The organism is Stenotrophomonas sp. RS-48, from assembly GCF_030053245.1.
Lineage (GTDB): Bacteria > Pseudomonadota > Gammaproteobacteria > Xanthomonadales > Xanthomonadaceae > Stenotrophomonas > Stenotrophomonas maltophilia_P.
Genome location: NZ_JASGBV010000084.1, coordinates 55589 through 72377, shown reverse-complemented (window position 1 = coordinate 72377; position 16789 = coordinate 55589). Strand labels below are relative to the sequence as shown.

Here is a 16789-nt window from a genome sequence, read left to right as displayed (position 1 = left end):
ATCACCTGCACCGCATGCGGCGCCTGTATCGCGAGCAGGTGGGACGGCTGCGCCAGCTGGTGGCCGAGCATTTCCCGCCCGGCACACGCGCCACGGAACCACAGGGTGGCTTCCTGCTGTGGCTGGAACTGCCGGGCGTGGACACCCGCGCACTGTTCGAGCGGGCGCTGGAAGAGGGCATCGTGTTCATGCCCGGCCAGGTGTATTCGCGCGGTCCGCGCTACCGGCACTGCCTGCGGCTGTCGTGCTGCCAGACCTTCGACGCACGTTTCATCGCTGCCGTGGAGCGCCTGGGCGCCCTCGCGCGGGAGCTCGCGGCCGGTTGATCGCAGCGGGTCGCAGGCTCCGCTCTACGGGAACTCAGCCCTCATGCAGGTGCATCGCCAGGGCCTGAGCATCGGCGCCCGGCAGGTGCGGCAGCCGTCCCCAGCATGGCATCGGCAACCGCTGCACCAGCGTGGCCACGTTCTCGTCCTGGCGCTGCATGGCCGGATCGATGTGATTGCCGATCCAGCCCAGGCACTCCACGCCGCTGGCCCGCAAGGAGTGCGCGGTCAATCTCGCGTGGTTGACGCAGCCCAGCCGCAGGCCGACCACCAGCACGACCGGCAGACGCAGTGCCCGCACGATGTCGAGCTGGTCCAGGTGGACGGAGACCGGCGCCAGCCATCCCCCTACGCCTTCCACCACCACCACGTCGGCGGTGGCACGCAGGCGCTCGAACGCGGCGACGATCGGTGCCAGGGCGATGTCCACCCCGTCCTCAGCCGCCGCCAGTTCGGGGGCGATCGGCTGCCGCAGGGCATAGGGATTCACGTCGACGTAGTCCGGCACCGGCCGACTGGCCGCCTGCAGCGCCAGCGCATCCTCGTTGCGCAGGCCCTGCCCCAGATCCTGGCTGCCACTGGCCACAGGCTTCATTCCGACCGCCCGCAGGCCACGCCGGCGCAGGGCGTGCAGCAGCGCGGTGCTGGCCGCCGTCTTGCCGATCTCGGTATCGGTGCCGGTGACGAACAGCGCGGATGGCAGGGCAGCGGGCAACGGCATCGAAGGCTCCAGCGGGGCAACAGAGCGTGCATTATCGCTGGCCCGGCACGCTTGCTAGACTGCGGTCATGTTCGCCAATGCCTCGCTTACCGGCAGCAAGCCGGAACAATACGCCCAGTTGCTTGAACAGGCCCGTGGCCTGGTCCATGGAGAGTCCGACCGCATCGCCAACGCGGCCAATCTCTCGGCGCTGGTCTTCCACGCCCTGCCCGACCTGAACTGGGTGGGCTTCTATCTCTACGATGGCCAGGAGCTGGTGGTCGGCCCGTTCCAGGGGCTGCCGGCCTGCGTGCGCATTCCGCTGGACAAGGGCGTGTGTGGTGCCGCGGCCCGCCAGCGCGTGACCCAGCGCGTCGACGATGTCGATGCCTTTCCGGGCCACATCGCCTGCGACTCGGCCTCCCGCTCGGAACTGGTCGTTCCGCTGCTGCGCGGCGATGAACTGATCGGAGTCTTCGACATCGACAGCCCGAAGACCGGTCGCTTCGATGCCGATGACCAGGCCGGACTGGAAGCCATCGCGCGCGTCTTCGTCGAGGCGCTGGGATGAGTGCGCCGAAGCTGCGCAACATCGGTCCGAAAAGTGCGGCGTGGCTGCGCCAGGTCGGTCTGCGCAGCCGTGACGATCTGGCCGCCGTCGGCGCGGTGGGTGCCTTCGTCAAGGTCAAGCGCGCCGGCTTCAAGCCCAGCCTGAACCTGCTCTACTCGCTGGAAGGGGCCCTGCTGGACTGCCATTGGCAGGAACTGGGCGAGCCGCAGCGCGAGGCGCTGGTGCAGGACTACGAAGCGCGCATCGCCGCGCACCCGCTGAAGGCGGCCGGCCCGGCCTCGGGGCCGGTGCACGAGCAGCGATTCGACGCAGACGACGACGCAGAAGAAGACGTGGCCGGAAGCGCCGACGAGGACTGATCGGCACCGGCCGGATCAGGGCTGCTGCAACTCCAGCAGCTCGCCCACCAGGCCTGCCTCGCCACGCTCCAGCCTGACCCGCAGGCGCGTACCGTGGTCGATGCGCAGCGCCCAGCACAGCGACATCGGCAGGCCGCAGACCTGTGACAGCACCATGCGCAGCGGGCCACCGTGGCTGACCACGACGGTCGGCAGCGGGTCGTCATCGTCGAGCAGGCGGTCGAGCGCACGCGCGATGCGCCGCTCGAAGTGCCCCCAGCTTTCGCCGTTTGGCGGCGGATACGCATGCGGATCAGCATGGAATGCCGCCAGCGCCTGCTCCGGCAGGTCGAACAGTGCCTGCCCGTCCCAGTCGCCGAAGTCGAGTTCTTCCCACTCCTCGTCCGCATCCACGTCCAGCCCGCGCGGGGTGGCCAGCGCCATCGCTGTGTGCAGTGACCGCAGGCGGGGCGAGCTGATCACCCGCTCCCAGGGCTGCGTGGCGTAGGCCTCCACCAGCTCCTGTGGCAGGCGGGCCAGCTGCGGTGGATCGCTGCGGCCATCGAGGTACTCGTCGCGACCGTTGCCAGCGTGGCGGACCAGGTCGAGGATCATGCATGCGTCCTGTGCAGGCAACGCGGGGACAGCGGAAAACGGGCGGACATCGGCAACGGCACCACGGGATCAAGCAGCAATTCTAGTGGCTGGGGATCATCAGCTCCACAGACATTGCCGCATATGCGCCGCACCGGGCATGCCGATGCCGTAGACTGCGCGCACTTCCAGGTGACCTGCGGCATGGCCGGCAGGTTGAAACGGGAAGCCGGTGACGCGTGAACCCACGCCATGCCGGCGCTGCCCCCGCAACGGTAAGCACGTCAGTTCCAGGCAGTACCGCCACTGTGCCAACAGCATGGGAAGGCGCCTGGACGGTGGCCTCGCGCCGCCTGGCGGCAAGCCCGGAGACCGGCCCGGAAGCCTCAGGTCGCGATGCGGTGGGCATGGCGCTGGATGTCCGCAGCACTGCCTGCGGCATCGGCGCTTGCCTGCCTCCGCGGCTCCTCCCCTTCGCCACGCGGGCGTGCGTGGCACCTGGAGTCCCCCGATGAAGCTGCAGTCCCGATTGCTTTCCCTGGCCGTATTGGCCGCCCTGCCCGCGTTGGCCCAGGCCGATGATGGCGCCCGCGCGCTCGATCCCATCCTGGTCACGGCCACCCGCACCCCCATCGCCCTGCAGGACAGCATCGCGCCTGCGCAGGTGATCGACCGGACGCAGATCGAGTCCAGCCAGGCCACTTCGCTGCAGGACCTGCTGCGTGGCCGCGCCGGCATCAACCTCACCAACGCCGGCGGCCTGGGCAAGCAGAGCTCGCTGTTCCTGCGCGGCACCAACTCCGGCCACACGGTGGTGCTGGTCGACGGCGTGCGCATCAACAGCGCCGATCTCGGCCTGGCGATGATCCAGGACCTGCCGCTGGCGCAGATCGAACGCGTGGAGATCGTGCGCGGCCCGCAGTCCAGCCTGTATGGCGCCGACGCCATCGGCGGTGTGATCCAGATCTTCACCCGCCGCAACCAGGGCGACTTCGCGCCACATCTGCAGCTGGGCGGTGGCAGCAATGGCCTGCGTGAGGCCAGCGGCGGCATCGGTGGCAGCAGCGAACGCGGCTGGTTCGGCGCCGACATCGCCTACCAGCATTCCGATGGCATCGATGCCTGCCGGGGCTCGGCCACGCTGTTCACCGGCTGCTTCGCCGACGAACCCGACCGCGACGGCTACCGCAATCTCTCCAAGAGCCTGCGCGGCGGCTACAACTTCAACGAGCAGTGGACGGTGGAGGGCAGCGCGCTGCGCGCCGACGGCCAGAACCACTACGACGGCTACTACAACTACTCCGAGACGCGCCAGCAGGTACTGTCCGGCAAGGTCCGCTACACGCCGGCCGAACGGCTGGTGCTGACCGCCAACGTCGGTCGCAGTGACAACGAATCGGACAACGTCGGCGCGGACGGCGTGCATGGCAGCGCGCAGACGCATCGTGACAGCGCGTCGCTGCAGGGCGACTTCGGCGTGGCCGAAGGCCAGCTGCTGAGTGCCGGTGTGGACTGGAGTGAGGACAACCTGGACGGCAGCAGTGCCGGCTATCGTGTCGACAGCCGTCGCAACACCGGTGTGTTCGTGCAGTACCAGGGGCGCTTCGGCCGGCACCAGTTGCAGGCCAGCGCGCGCAACGACGACAACGAGCAGTTCGGCAACCATGCCACCGGCAGCATCGGCTGGGCGATGGAGCTGGATCACGGCCTGCGCATCAACGCCAGCTACGGCACGGCCTTCAAGGCACCCACCTTCAGCGACCTGTATGACCCGTGGAGCGGCGTGCCGACACTGGATCCTGAGAAGTCGAAGAGCGCCAACCTGGGCATTTCGCAGCAGGGCCAGGGCTGGCGCTGGGGCCTGGATGTGTACGAGACCCGCATCGATGACCTGATCACCTACGATGCAGCCACCTTCAGGATGCAGCAGGTGGAGAAGGCGCGCATCCGCGGTGCCGAACTGACCGGCGGCATCGTGCTGGCCGGCTTCGACATCGCTGCACAGCTGAGCTACACCGACCCGCGCAACCGCACGAACGGCAGCAGCCAGTTCGACAACTGGCTGCCGCGCCGTGCACAGCAGACGGCACGGCTGGATGTGGATCGCCGCTTCGGCGCATTCCGTGCCGGCCTGACCGTACAGGGTGCGGGCAAGCGCTATGACGATGCCGCCAACACGGTGAAGGTTGGCGGCTATGGCACGTTGGATCTGCGCGCCGAGTACGCGCTCACGCCATCGTGGTCGCTGCTGGCCCGGGCAACCAATGTGTTCGACCGCAGGTACGAGACTGTGGCGTGGTTCAACCAGCCGGGCCGCGAGTATCAGCTGAGCGTGCGCTACCAGCCGAAATGAGCAGGCGCGCCGGGCGCAGGCCCGGCGCTATACCGGGATGCGCGCGGCCAGGCCCGGCAGTTCGCGCAGATCGTCGATCACCGCCACCGCAGCTGCGGTGGCCAGGTCCAGGCCACGCGGGTAGCCGTAGCGCACCAGCGCGATCGGCATTCCCGCGTCTTCCGCCGCGCGGTAGTCGGTCAACGAATCACCCACCATCAGGCATGCATTCACCGGCAAGCGGAAGTGTGCCGCGATGTGCCGCAGTGGTTCACCGCTGGGCTTGCGCTGTGGCAGCGAATCGCCGCCCAGCACCAGCGCGAACGCATCGCCGATGCCCAGATGCTGCAGCAGCGGCGGCACCAGCGCTGCAGGCTTGTTGGTGCAGATGGCCAGCGGCACAGCACGTTCCCGCAGCTGCGCCAGTGCTTCGGCCACACCGTCGAACAGGCGTGGGCTGCGCAGCAGGCACTCACGGTAATGCACCATGAACACCGGCATGACCTCGGCCAGATCGACCTGCCGCCCTGCGGCATGCACGGCCTGCTCGACCAGCCGGCGGACACCGTCGCCAATCCAGCCCAGCACGGTGGCTTCCGGCACACGGGCCAGGCCGATGTCCTCCAGCGTGCGGTTCAGGGCTTCGGCGATATCGGCGGCGCTGTCGACCAGCGTGCCATCGAGGTCGAATACGACCAGCGGATAGGGATACGACACGCAACGCACCTGTACGACGTGGGGCCGCTCATTGTATGCCGTGTGCGCATCGCACCGGGATGTCATGCAGGTTCCACACGCGCCGGTCGCCAGTCCAGATCCTGGAAGGCCGGGCTGGCGAAACACTCGCCCAGGAAGTCGAGGAACCGCCGCATGATCGCCGACTGCTGGCGACGCGATGCGTACACCGCATGAATGCCCAGCTCGTCCAGGGTATACGCCGGCAGCAGTTCCACCAGCTCGCCACTGCGCAGCAACGGCGCCACCTGGTAGGTGGGCAGCATCGCAATGCCGGCGCTGGCGCGAACGGCTTCGAGCAGCAATGACGCTTCGTTGGCGCTGATGTTGCCGCCCACCGCCACCGACTGCGAACGTCCGTCGCGGTGCAGGTGCCACAGGCTCTTGCCCACGTAGTGATGGGTCAGGCAGTTGTGTGCGGCCAGATGTTCCGGGGCGGTCGGCGTGCCGCGCACCTCCAGGTAACCGGGCGTGGCGCACAGCACCGAGCGGCATGTGGCCAGCCGTCGCGCGATCAGGCTGGGGTCGATCTGCCGGGCGATGCGTACCGCCAGATCCACCCGCTCCTCGACCAGATTCACCGTGCGATCGACCAGCAGCAGTTCGATGCGCGCCGCCGGATGACGCTTGACGAAGTCGGCGACGGCGCGCGCCAGATGGCTCTGCCCGAACGAGACGCTGGCGGTCACCCGCAGCGTGCCATGCGGTTCGGGATCGTCGCTGGCCAGTTCGCCCTGCAGCGCCTCGCCGATCTCCAGCATCTGCCGGAAGCGCGCCAGCGCCGCCTCCCCCGGGCCGGTCAGGCTGACCCGGCGCGTGGTCCGGTGCAGCAGGCGCGCCCCCAGCCAGGCCTCCACCTCGGCGAGGTAACGGGTGACCATCGCCCGCGACATGTCCAGCACCTCAGCGGCGGCCGTGAGGCTGCCGCGCTCGGCCACCTCGATGAATACGGTCATGGCGGTCAGTCGATCCATCTGCTCGATCCATGCAACAAACAAGCGCGTTATACGCTGTTTTTCGGACAATTACAGCGTCCTACAGTGGCCCCGTCGTCTTCCCCTCCCCTTGCTTATGGAGTTCGCCATGAAAATCGCCCTCGTCGGTGCCACCGGCAACATCGGCCGCCAGATCGCGCGCCACGCGCTGGCCGCCGGCCACGAATTGACCCTGATCGTGCGCAGCACGCAGGACCTGCCGGCGGAGCTGGCCGGTGCCCATCCGGTGATCGCCGCGCTGGATGATCCCGACGCGCTGGCCGCGGCCATCGCCGGCCACGACGTGCTGGCCAGCGCCTACGGGCCACGTCCGGGCGATGACATCAGCCGCGTCGGCGAAGTGGCCGGACAGCTGGCAGCCGCGGCACGCAAGGCCGGGGTGCCGCGCCTGGTCGTGGTCGGCGGTGCCGGCAGCCTGGAAGTGGCACCGGGTGTCCAGCTGGTCGATACGCCGGATTTCCCGGAGGCGTACAAGCCTTATGCCCTGGCCCACCGCGAAGCACTCAAGCGCCTGCAGGCGGTAGACGACCTCGACTGGACGTTCTTCTCGCCGGCCGCGGAAATCGGACCGGGCGAAGAGCGTGGCCAGTACCGCGTGCAGGCCAAGGCCTTCCTCGCCGACGCCAGCGGCCACAGCCGCATCAGCTACGCCGACTATGGCGCTGCCTTCGTGGCGGAACTCGAGGCGCATGCCTACCCGAAGCAGATCATCACTGCGGCGTACTGATCGACCTACATGCCGGGCATGGCCCGGCGCTGCACAAGGAGTTCCGCATGCGTTCCGTTGCCCTGCTGCTTCCGCTTGCACTGGTCACCAGCTTCGCCAGCGCCCCGCTGCTGGCCGCACCGGCTGCCCCGACGCCGGCCACGGCGGCGAAATCACAGCTGCACCTGCAGTACTTCCATCCTGGCCCGCAGGCGATGTTCTCCGTGTCATCGGTGCTGATCGAAGGCCGCCACGATGCGATCCTGGTCGACGCACAGTTCGCGGCCAGCGACGCGCGCAGGCTGGTCGAGCTGATCCGTGCCAGCGGCAAGCAACTGACCACGATCTACATCAGCCATGGCGATCCCGATTACTACTTCGGCCTGGCCACGCTGCAGGACGCCTTCCCGCACGCACGCATCGTCGCCACTGCGCAGACCGTGGCCCACATCCAGCAGACCCACGCCGGCAAGCGTGCCTACTGGGGCCCGAAGATGGGGGCCGACGCACCGGCGCGCATCGTTGTGCCGCAGGTGCTGGAGGGCGACGCGCTGCTGCTGGAAGAGCAGCGCCTGCCCTTGATCGGACTCGATGGCCCTACGCCGGACCGCAGCGTGCTGTGGGTGCCTTCACTGCGCGCGATCGTCGGTGGCATCCCCGTGGTCGCCGGCGAGCATGTGTGGATGGCCGACACGCAGACCCCGAAGTCGCATGCCGACTGGCTGCAGACCCTGCAGCGACTGCAGGCACTGAAGCCGCAGGTGGTGGTACCGGGCCATTACGCGCAAGGGGCGGCGCTGGACGCCAGTGCGCTGCGCTTCACCGCCGGGTACATCCGTGCGTTCGATGCGGAAGCGGCCAAAGCGAAGGACAGCCAGGCGCTGGTGAAGGCGATGCAGGCGCGTTACCCGCGGCTGGAGGGCGTGGAGTCGCTGCAGCTGAGCGCGAAGGTGGCCAAGGGCGAAATGCAGTGGCCGTGAGGCAGGACCGCGGTCAGGGGCGGTGCGGATCGTTCGACGCCTGCTCGAACAGCTCCCCCTGCACCACCGGTTCCTTGTCGCGGAAACCGCCCAGGCCGACGCCCACCAGGCGATAGCGCGTGTCGGCCGGCAGGTCCACGCGCGCGCGCAGCGCCAGCGCGGCATCGCGCAGCTCCTCCATCGATTCCGGCGGGCGGTCCGGGGTGAAGCTGCGGGTAAGGATGCGGAACTGCGCCGTCTTCAGCTTCAGCACCACGGTGTGGCCCACGCGTTCCGTCCGGCGCGTGGCGTTCCAGGTCTTCTCTGCCAGCTGCACAATGGCCTCGCCCAGGTCTTCAAGCAGCAGGTCCTCGGCAAAGGTGTCCTCGGAAGAGATCGACTGCACCGGCTGGTCCGGCTCCACCGGCCGTTCATCGACGCCGCGTGCACGGTTGTAGAGGCTGCGGCCGAAGCTGCCGAACGCGTCCTCCAGATCCGCCAGCGCCCATTGCCGCAGGTCACCGCAGGTGATGATGCCGCGCGCCGTCAGTTTGCCTTCCATCACCTTGCCCACGCCGGGCACGCGGCTGACCGGCAGCGGCGCCAGGAATGCGTCCACCCGTTGCGGTGGAATAACGAACTGGCCGTCGGGCTTGCGCCAGTCCGAGGCGATCTTGGCCAGGAACTTGTTCGGCGCGATGCCCGCTGAAGCGGTCAGCTGGGTCTCGTCGCGGATCTGTGCGCGGATCGTGCGTGCGATCTCGGTTGCCAGCTCGATGCCACTTTTCGGCTCGGTCACGTCCAGATAGGCCTCATCCAGCGACAGCGGCTCGACCAGGTCGGTATGGCGCAGGAAAATCTCGCGCACCTGGCGCGACACGGCCTTGTAACGCGCGAAGTCCGGCGGCACGAAGATCGCGTCCGGGCACAGGCGCTCGGCACGCATCGCCGGCATCGCCGAACGCACGCCGAACACGCGCGCTTCGTAGGACGCCGCGCATACCACCGAGCGCGCACCGCGCCACGCCACCACCACCGGCCTGCCGCGCAGTGAGGGATCGTCGCGCTGCTCCACCGACGCGTAGAAGGCGTCCATGTCGACGTGGATGATCTTGCGCAGTCGGGTCATGTCAGGTGTACGGGGCGGGTTCGGCGTGGGTGGGCCACACGCCGAGGTATGGTCGTTGCACATCAACAGGATGCGCGTATTCCATTGAAAACACTACGGTTGCGTACGGTTGAAATGTTTGATCGACAGCGCTTCCACGGGCATTCTCGAGCGCTTGTATCCCTGTTCGTCGCTTCCAGGATTGCGTTTCATGACTCGTCTCCACGCGTTCAACCGCGACCAGCTGCTGGCCAGCGCACGCGGTGAACTGTTCGGCGCCGCCGCCGGCCGTCTGCCCAACGACCCGATGCTGATGTTCGACCGCATCACCGACATCCGCGAGGACGGCGGCCCGCATGGCAAGGGCATGGTACGCGCCGAACTGGATATCCGCCCGGACCTGTGGTTCTTCGGCTGCCACTTCATCGGCGACCCGGTGATGCCCGGCTGCCTGGGCCTGGATGCGATGTGGCAGCTGACCGGCTTCTACCTGACCTGGCTGGGTGCTCCCGGCAAGGGCCGCGCCCTGGGCTGCGGCGAGGTCAAGTTCACCGGCCAGGTACTGCCGGACGCCAAGCGCGTGCGCTACGAGATCGACATCACGCGCGTCATCAACCGCAAGCTGGTGATGGCCCAGTCCGACGCCCGCATGTATGTGGACGATCGCGAGATCTACAACGCTCGCGACCTGCGCGTGGGCCTGTTCACTGAAACCGGGAGCTTCTGATGCGTCGTGTCGTCATCACCGGCATGGGCATCACGTCCTGCCTCGGCAATGATCTGGATACCGTCTCTTCCGCACTGCGCGAGGGGCGTGCCGGCATCACCGCATTGGCCGACCACGCCGAAGCGGGCCTGCGCAGCCAGATCGGCGGCCGTGTCGACCTCGACCTGGACGCCCTGATCGACCGCAAGCAGAAGCGCTTCATGAGCGATGCAGCAGCGTTCGCCTACATCGCCATGCGCGATGCCATCGCCGATGCCGGGCTGGACGAGGCGCAGGTCAGTGGCCTGCGCACCGGCCTGATCGCCGGCTCCGGCGGCGGCTCCAGCGAGTGGCAGATCGGCGCGGTCGATCTGCTGCGTGCACGTGGCGTGCGCAAGGTCGGCCCGTACATGGTGCCGCGCACGATGTGCTCCACCGTGTCGGCGTGCCTGGCCACCGCGTTCCAGATCAAGGGCGTGAGCTACTCGCTGTCGGCGGCCTGCGCGACGTCGGCGCACTGCATCGGCGCCGCCGCGGACATGATCCGGCACGGCGCGCAGGACATCATGTTCGCCGGCGGTGGTGAAGACCTGCACTGGTCGATGAGCGTGATGTTCGATGCGATGGGCGCGCTGTCGACCAGTTTCAACGACACCCCGGCCAGCGCGTCGCGCCCCTACGACAAGGACCGCGACGGCTTCGTCATCGCCGGTGGTGGCGGCATGCTGGTGCTGGAAGACTACGATCATGCGGTTGCGCGCGGCGCACGCATTTATGCCGAGCTGATCGGTTATGGCGTGACATCCGATGGTGCGGACATGGTGGCGCCGTCCGGCGAGGGCGCGGTGCGCTGCATGAAGATGGCATTGCAGAACGTGGACCGCCCGCTGGACTACCTCAACACGCACGGTACCTCGACCCCGCTGGGCGATGTCACCGAACTCAACGCGATCCGCGAGGTGTTCGGCGAGGCCGTGCCGCCGCTGTCCTCGACCAAGGCGCTGTCCGGCCATTCGCTGGGCGCGGCCAGCGTGCACGAAGCCATCTACTGCCTGCTGATGATGCGCGATGGCTTTGTTGCCGGCTCGGCCAACATCAGCGAGCTGGACCCGGCGGTGGAAGGCTTCCCGATCCTGCGCGAAAGCCGCGCACAGGTGCTGGACACGGTGATGTCCAACAGTTTCGGCTTCGGCGGCACCAACGCGGCCCTGGTGTTCGGTCGGGTCTGATCGCCCGCCATTGGCCTGCACGGGCGCCGGGCATGGCCCGGCGCTACCGCGTAGTCGGCAGCACCGCCTCTGGTAGCGCCGGGCCATGCCCGGCGCAAAGGCAGCAGCAGGGCGTGCGCGTCGCGCAGCGAGCCGACGATGCAATGGCCGATTCTGGTAGCGCCGGGCCATGCCCGGCGCAAAGGCAGCGCGCGCCTACGCCAAGCGCGGCAGCAGCGGCAGCAGCAGGGCGTGCGCGTCGCGCAGCGAGCCGACGATGCGATGACCGAGCGCGCGCAGTTCCTCATCGGGATGCACCAGGTCCGGCACCTGGATCACGGTCATGCCTGCGGCCAACGCCGCACGGGTCCCCGCAGGTGAGTCCTCCAGCGCCAGGCAGCGCTCCGGCGCCTGCCCCAGCCGCTGTGCGGCCAGCAGGTAGATGTCCGGCGCCGGCTTCGGCCGCGCCACGTCGCCACTGGTGATCACTGCATCGAAGTACGGCAGCAGACCGGCAGCGCCCAGCTTGCGGTTGGCCCGCGGCTGACGCGTGGTGGTCGCCACCGCACGCGGAATCGCATGCGCCTTCAGCAGTTCCAGCAGCTCCAGGATGCCCGGCCGCAGAGGCAGGCCGGTCTGCGTGCGTTGCTCATACAGATCATGGCAGCGCAGCGCCATCGCCTCGATCACACTGTCCTCCACGCCCTGCTGGCGCAGCAGCGATTGGCTGTCGCGATCGCCAAGGCCGACCATGCGCACGAAGAAGGATGCATCCAGCGGCAGGCCGAACGCTTCGGCAGCCTCACACCAGCAGGCGATGGACACCCGCTCGCTGTCGATCATCAGGCCGTCCATGTCGAAGATGACGGCGTCGGGAAGAAACGGCAGCGCAGCGATGACAGTCATGGAGCGAACAGCGTATCCAGGTCGGTGGAGGTCAGCAGCCGCCATTGCCCCTCGGCCAGCCCCTCCAGGTCCAGGCCACCGACGCGGCTGCGGTGCAGTGCCTGCACATGGTTGCCGGTAGCGGCGAACATGCGGCGCACCTGATGGTAGCGGCCTTCATGCAGTACCAGGCGCGCCTTGCGTGGACCCAGCACCTCCAGTTCAGCCGGCAGCAGGGCGGTCTTCTCCGACTCCAGCATCAGCGTGCCGCTGGCGAACAGGGCCACTTCGTCGCCGCGCAGGTCTTGGGCCAGCTCCACCTCGTAGACCTTGGGCAGTTTCGACTTCGGCGAGATGATCCGGTGCAGCAGGCCGCCATCATCGGTCAACAGCAGCAGGCCGCTGGTGTCGCGGTCCAGCCGGCCGACCGTGGACAGCACCGGGTCGCGGTCGCGGAAACGCGGCGGCAGCAGATCGTAGATCAGGCGGCCGGTGTCCTTGGTCGAGCAGGTGTAGCCGGCCGGCTTGTGCAGCGCGATCGACAACCCCGGCGGCGGATCCAGCGGCTCGCCGTCGACCCGCACGGCCTCGTGCGGCACCTGGTCGTCGGCATACAGCACCTCGCCGTCGGCATCGGTGATACGGCCTTCGCGGAACATCCACTGCACCTGCTTGCGGCTGCCATAGCCCAGGTTGGCGATGTGCTTGACCAGCTTCATCGGCCCTTCCCCTTTACCGCTTCGACCAGCTTGAACCCGTCACGCTCGGCGACCACGCGCACCGCGCCGAAGCTGTCGTTGAGCGTGTGTTCGTACGGCAGGTGGCGGTTGGCCACCACATACAGGCGACCACCCGGGCGCAGCGCCTGCGCCGCCACGGCGATGAAGCGCTGGCCGATATCCGGCCGGTCCGCGCGCGACGGGGTATGGAACGGCGGATTGCTGATGATGACGTCGTACCCCGGCTCGATGCCGGCGGTGACGTCCCGCCACAGGAAGCGCAGCGGCAGCGGGCGCGGCGGTGGTGCAAGATTCAGCTCGGCCAGTGCCAGGGCCCGCTGCTCGGCTTCGTACAGATCCAGCGCGGTGATCTTCGGGCAACGCTCCAGCAGCTCGCGCGACAGGTAGCCATAGCCGGCCCCGAGGTCGGCCGCGCGTCCGGCCAGATCGGCCGGAAGGTGCTCGGCCAGCAGCGCCGAAGCCGGGTCGATGCGGTCCCAGGCGAACACGCCCGGGCGGCTGAGGAAGCGGCCACCCACGATCGGCCGCACCGCATCCAGCGCGCTCCAGCGCTTGGCCAGGTCGGCATCGTGCTGGCCCTGCAGTGGCGGGGTCCAGTACACCCGGCAATGGTTCTTGGTCAGGCTGCCGCCGAGGCCGGCCAGCTGCTTGAGGTCGCCTTCGCCGGAGCGCGCGCCCTCGTTGTTGGACTGGCAGGCGACGATGCGGCCCCCTTCTGCGGCCAATGCCAGGGCACGGGCGAACAGCGCGCGGGCCTCCTCGCGCTGGCGCGGCGGCAGCACCAGCACCAGCGGGTAGCGGCCCCGGCCCGCGACATCGTCAAGCTGGCCGCTGACGGTCCAGCCGGCGGCCTGCTGCAGGGGCTGCGCGAACGGCGCAAAACTCTGCTCGCAGTGCACCTCGCGCCCGCCGGCCTGTTCACGCAGTGGCCAGCCGTCGCGGGCACGCAGGAACGCGACCGGCCCGTCCGGCCAGCGCAGCGCGCCCTGGGAGAACGGCAGGAACAGGGTCTGCAGGGGGGCGTCGTCGCTGGCGGCCATCGGCGCGGTTACTTGAAGCGTGAGGGCCGTCCATTGTACCGGCTCGCGCGGTCCGGCCCGGCAGGCCACTTTGCGAAACTTCAACGGGGCATTGATGCCCCAGCAACATCGGACCCTTCAGGGTAGAGGTCCCCCGAGACTTCCAGCAGGAGAATCCGCATGCGTGCCTTGTTCGTCGGTGGCGTGGTCGACAACAGCGAAATGGACCTGGAAGGCAGCCATCCTCCCGTGCACTACCCCGAGGACACCGGCGGTGGACATTCACGCTACCGGCTGCACCAGGTCGGCCACGGCGCCGATGGCAGCGTGGCATACGCGGTATACGGCGCACCGGACCTGGCCGACGACGAGGTGGCGCGGGTGGCGGAGGAGCGCGCCTATGCCCGGCGGTTCGAGGCAACGCCGACGGTGTTCGAGCACTGACGTGCCTGTCGCGCCCGAGCCCAGGCCCGGGCGTGCGGACCGCAGCCGGGCGTGAGCCCGGCCCCCTGCCGGATCACGTCGTTCTGGGTGGCAGCTGGCGGATGCTGGCGATCTCGTCGAGCCAGACGTGATGCTGCTGCACCGGCGTGTCGTAGTCGTCCAGGCGCAGCTGGCCGTTGCTGCCTTCATCGCCGGCGTCGTTGCGGTACTGCTGCACCGTTGGGCGCACGGCGACCGTGCCCAGCAGGCGGCGGCCATCAAGCAGGGTCAGTTCGACCTGCGTTTCGCCGTCGAGCTGCGGCAGCAGGGCCTCTAGGCGCGCGATCTGGGCCGGGTCGGTATGGATGCGTGGAGCAATACGGGACATCGGAGAACCTCCTGCGTGCAGGGTCGCCGATCCACCGTGAATGCTCAGTGCAGCGCGCTGTCGGCGCGCGGCACCTGCACCTTGCGCACCGCAGCCACCAGCTGGGCCACCGAGTACGGCTTGGCCACATGCTCCTGGAAGCCCGAGGCCAGCGCGCGCCGACGGTCATCCGCACGCGCCAGCGCGGTCACGGCCACCGCCGGCAGGGTCGCCGCATCCACGCCCATGTCTTCGCGCAGGGTGCGCACCAACCCATAACCATCCATACCCGGCATGCCGATGTCGGTCAGCATCACGTGGTACTGCAGGTGGCCGGCATCGGCCAGCAGCGCCAACGCTTCGCCGGCCGAACTGGCAGCTGACACCGTCGCGCCCTGCTCTTCCAGCATGCGCCGCAGGTACTCCAGCACTTCCGGCTGGTCTTCCACGGCCAGTACGTGCATGCCCCGCAGCGGATAGGGCTCGACGACCACCGGCTCCAGAATCGGCCCGCTGATCACCTCGCGCAGCGGCCGCCGCTCGGCATCGGGCAGATGCTGCGGCAGGCGTACGGTGAACGTGGCACCGTGGCCATGGCCTTCGCTGGCCGCAGTGACCGTGCCGCCGTGAAGCTCGACCAGCTGCTGCACGATCGCCAGGCCCAGGCCGAGCCCACCATGGCGGCGGGTGGTGGTGCCGTCGGCCTGCCGGAAGCGGCTGAACAGATGATTGAGGAACTCCGGAGCAATACCATCACCGGTATCGCGCACGGTGATCTCCCAGTGCTTGCCGTCGGCCCGCAGCTGCATCTCGATGCGGCCCTCGGCCGGCGTGAACTTGATGGCGTTCGACAACAGGTTCCAGAACACCTGCTGCAACCGCGTCGCATCCCCCAGCACCAGGCTGGGCTGCTCAGGCAGCCGCAACTGCACGTCCAGTGCCTTACCCTCGGCCACCAGCTCCTGCGCGCCGATCGCCTCGCCCAGCAGTTCGCGCAGGTCCAGTACTTCCACTTCCAGCTGCACCTTGCCCAGCAGCATGCTGCTGAGGTCGAGCATGTCCGAGATCAGCCGCTTCTGTGCACCGGCGCTGTTGGCGATCACGCCCAGCCCCTTGTACAGCGGGCTGGTGTTGTCGACACGCTGCAGCAACAGCTCGCTCCAGCCAAGGATGGTGGTCAGCGGCGTGCGCAGTTCGTGCGACAGGGTCGCCAGGAATTCATCCTTCAGGCGCGCCATGTTCTCGGCGGCACTGCGTGCGGCGCGCTCGGACTGCAGCAGCTCTTCACGGGCCAGTTCGATCTCGCGGCGCTCGGTCACGTCCGGACTGCTACCGGCCAGGCCGATGAATCGACCCATCCGCGAGAATCGCGGACGCGCGTTCATTTCCAGCCATCGCCACTGTCCGTCCGCACGCCGTGCGCGGACGAGGGCATGCATGGAGCGTTGCGCCTTCAACGCTTCCTGCAGTTCGTACTCGAACACCGACGCATCATCCGGATGCACCAGGCCGCGCCAGACATCCTCCGGCACACGCGTCTCGTCGCCACCAAAGAACTCACTGAAGGCGCTGTTGACGAAGCGCGCATGTCCGCGCTCATCCAGCACCCAGACCGGCATCGGCAGGCCATCGGCCAACGCGCTGAACCGGGCCTCGCTCTCGCCCAGCTCCAGCTCCATCTGCTTGCGTGCGGTGATGTCGAAGAACAGGATGCCGACCTTGTCCTCGCCGGGGCGGCCCACACGGACCGCGTCCACCGCGAACGAGCGCCCCAGCGCCCGCGCTTCCATCTCGAACTGCGCCGGCCGTCCGCTGCGCGCCACCTCGCCGTAGATGCGGTACCAGTCGCTCTCGTGGTTCGGTTCCAGCGCGCTCATGCACTTGCCGCGGGCGTCCTTGAGACCGGTGTGGCGCTCGAAAGCGTCATTCACCTCAAGGAAGCGGTAATCCACTGCGCGATCGGCGTCGAACATGACCTGGATCACACAAAAGCCGGCGTTGATGCGTTCAAGCACACCGCGATGCAGGTCGGGTTCGGGCGCCGGAACCATCAAGGGCGGGCGCTCCGCGAGGGGCG

Annotated in this window: 19 protein-coding genes and 1 riboswitch; of the genes, 9 read left to right on the top strand and 10 right to left on the bottom strand. The window is 68.4% G+C overall.

Going from position 1 to position 16789, the window contains the following annotated elements:
• On the top strand, window positions 1-326 hold a 326-nt coding region (locus QMZ25_RS15395), incomplete at its 5' end, for an aminotransferase class I/II-fold pyridoxal phosphate-dependent enzyme (RefSeq protein ID WP_283219890.1).
• Window positions 327-360: 34 nt separating this feature from the next.
• On the opposite strand, the gene bioD is transcribed toward QMZ25_RS15395, so the two are convergent.
• Window positions 361-1047 carry a dethiobiotin synthase gene (bioD, locus tag QMZ25_RS15390; RefSeq protein WP_283219889.1) on the bottom strand — a complete coding sequence of 229 codons (687 nt, stop codon included), beginning with the start codon at window positions 1045-1047 and terminating at the stop codon, window positions 361-363.
• 67 nt (window positions 1048-1114) lie between these two features.
• Between bioD and QMZ25_RS15385 the strand changes: the two genes are divergently transcribed.
• Complete coding sequence (locus QMZ25_RS15385; RefSeq protein WP_053518280.1) at window positions 1115-1597, top strand: GAF domain-containing protein; 483 nt, start codon at window positions 1115-1117, stop codon at window positions 1595-1597.
• Complete coding sequence (locus tag QMZ25_RS15380; RefSeq protein ID WP_253119835.1) at window positions 1594-1956, top strand: TfoX/Sxy family protein; 363 nt, start codon at window positions 1594-1596, stop codon at window positions 1954-1956. Before QMZ25_RS15385 ends, QMZ25_RS15380 begins: the two co-directional genes overlap by 4 nt.
• A 15-nt stretch (window positions 1957-1971) precedes the next feature.
• Here QMZ25_RS15380 and QMZ25_RS15375 read toward each other — a convergent pair whose 3' ends face one another.
• A complete protein-coding gene (locus tag QMZ25_RS15375; RefSeq protein WP_065175373.1) occupies window positions 1972-2550 on the bottom strand; it encodes a histidine phosphatase family protein in 579 nt (192 codons plus the stop codon).
• A gap of 152 nt (window positions 2551-2702) precedes the next feature.
• A riboswitch (cobalamin riboswitch) is annotated at window positions 2703-2925 on the top strand.
• Between the two features lie 115 nt (window positions 2926-3040).
• On the opposite strand from QMZ25_RS15375, the gene btuB reads away from it, so the two are divergent.
• Window positions 3041-4882, top strand: a complete 1842-nt coding sequence (btuB, locus tag QMZ25_RS15370) for a TonB-dependent vitamin B12 receptor (RefSeq protein WP_283219888.1) — start codon at window positions 3041-3043, stop codon at window positions 4880-4882.
• A 27-nt stretch (window positions 4883-4909) separates the two neighbouring features.
• Here btuB and gph read toward each other — a convergent pair whose 3' ends face one another.
• Entirely contained in the window at window positions 4910-5578 is a 669-nt protein-coding gene (gene gph / locus QMZ25_RS15365) for a phosphoglycolate phosphatase (protein WP_164150983.1), read from the bottom strand.
• A 62-nt stretch (window positions 5579-5640) separates the two neighbouring features.
• A complete protein-coding gene (locus QMZ25_RS15360; protein ID WP_065175376.1) occupies window positions 5641-6570 on the bottom strand; it encodes a LysR family transcriptional regulator in 930 nt (309 codons plus the stop codon).
• 109 nt (window positions 6571-6679) lie between these two features.
• Between QMZ25_RS15360 and QMZ25_RS15355 the strand changes: the two genes are divergently transcribed.
• Both QMZ25_RS15355 and QMZ25_RS15350 read left to right on the top strand, forming a co-directional pair.
• Complete coding sequence (locus QMZ25_RS15355) at window positions 6680-7318, top strand: NAD(P)H-binding protein (RefSeq protein WP_065175377.1); 639 nt, start codon at window positions 6680-6682, stop codon at window positions 7316-7318.
• 47 nt (window positions 7319-7365) lie between these two features.
• Window positions 7366-8277 (top strand): MBL fold metallo-hydrolase, encoded by a 912-nt coding sequence (locus tag QMZ25_RS15350; RefSeq protein WP_262100749.1) that lies wholly within the window; start codon window positions 7366-7368, stop codon window positions 8275-8277.
• A 13-nt stretch (window positions 8278-8290) separates the two neighbouring features.
• Here the strand turns inward: QMZ25_RS15350 and dinB are convergent, their stop codons facing one another.
• A complete protein-coding gene (gene dinB / locus QMZ25_RS15345) occupies window positions 8291-9385 on the bottom strand; it encodes a DNA polymerase IV (RefSeq protein WP_053518266.1) in 1095 nt (364 codons plus the stop codon).
• A 190-nt stretch (window positions 9386-9575) separates the two neighbouring features.
• Between dinB and fabA the strand changes: the two genes are divergently transcribed.
• Window positions 9576-10091: a 3-hydroxyacyl-[acyl-carrier-protein] dehydratase FabA gene (gene fabA, locus QMZ25_RS15340; RefSeq protein ID WP_053518264.1), complete on the top strand. Its 516-nt coding sequence runs from the start codon at window positions 9576-9578 to the stop codon at window positions 10089-10091.
• On the top strand, window positions 10091-11299 hold the full coding sequence (gene fabB, locus QMZ25_RS15335; RefSeq protein ID WP_065182526.1) for a beta-ketoacyl-ACP synthase I: 1209 nt from the start codon (window positions 10091-10093) through the stop codon (window positions 11297-11299). Before fabA ends, fabB begins: the two co-directional genes overlap by 1 nt.
• Before the next feature lie 195 nt (window positions 11300-11494).
• On the opposite strand, the gene QMZ25_RS15330 is transcribed toward fabB, so the two are convergent.
• Genes QMZ25_RS15330 through QMZ25_RS15320 form a run of 3 tightly spaced genes read right to left on the bottom strand, consistent with a single transcriptional unit; the run spans window position 11495 to window position 13943 of the window.
• Window positions 11495-12184, bottom strand: coding sequence for an HAD family phosphatase (locus QMZ25_RS15330; protein ID WP_128990511.1), 690 nt, complete (start codon window positions 12182-12184; stop codon window positions 11495-11497).
• Window positions 12181-12882: a pseudouridine synthase gene (locus tag QMZ25_RS15325; RefSeq protein WP_065175382.1), complete on the bottom strand. Its 702-nt coding sequence runs from the start codon at window positions 12880-12882 to the stop codon at window positions 12181-12183. Before QMZ25_RS15325 ends, QMZ25_RS15330 begins: the two co-directional genes overlap by 4 nt.
• Window positions 12879-13943 (bottom strand): class I SAM-dependent methyltransferase, encoded by a 1065-nt coding sequence (locus QMZ25_RS15320; protein ID WP_180875793.1) that lies wholly within the window; start codon window positions 13941-13943, stop codon window positions 12879-12881. Before QMZ25_RS15320 ends, QMZ25_RS15325 begins: the two co-directional genes overlap by 4 nt.
• A gap of 159 nt (window positions 13944-14102) precedes the next feature.
• Between QMZ25_RS15320 and QMZ25_RS15315 the strand changes: the two genes are divergently transcribed.
• Window positions 14103-14366, top strand: coding sequence for a hypothetical protein (locus QMZ25_RS15315; RefSeq protein WP_053518254.1), 264 nt, complete (start codon window positions 14103-14105; stop codon window positions 14364-14366).
• A gap of 73 nt (window positions 14367-14439) precedes the next feature.
• Here QMZ25_RS15315 and QMZ25_RS15310 read toward each other — a convergent pair whose 3' ends face one another.
• Both QMZ25_RS15310 and QMZ25_RS15305 read right to left on the bottom strand, forming a co-directional pair.
• Window positions 14440-14733, bottom strand: coding sequence for a DUF3247 family protein (locus QMZ25_RS15310; protein WP_053518253.1), 294 nt, complete (start codon window positions 14731-14733; stop codon window positions 14440-14442).
• 44 nt (window positions 14734-14777) lie between these two features.
• On the bottom strand, window positions 14778-16763 hold the full coding sequence (locus tag QMZ25_RS15305) for an ATP-binding protein (RefSeq protein WP_065175384.1): 1986 nt from the start codon (window positions 16761-16763) through the stop codon (window positions 14778-14780).
• Between the last annotated feature and the right edge of the window lie 26 nt (window positions 16764-16789).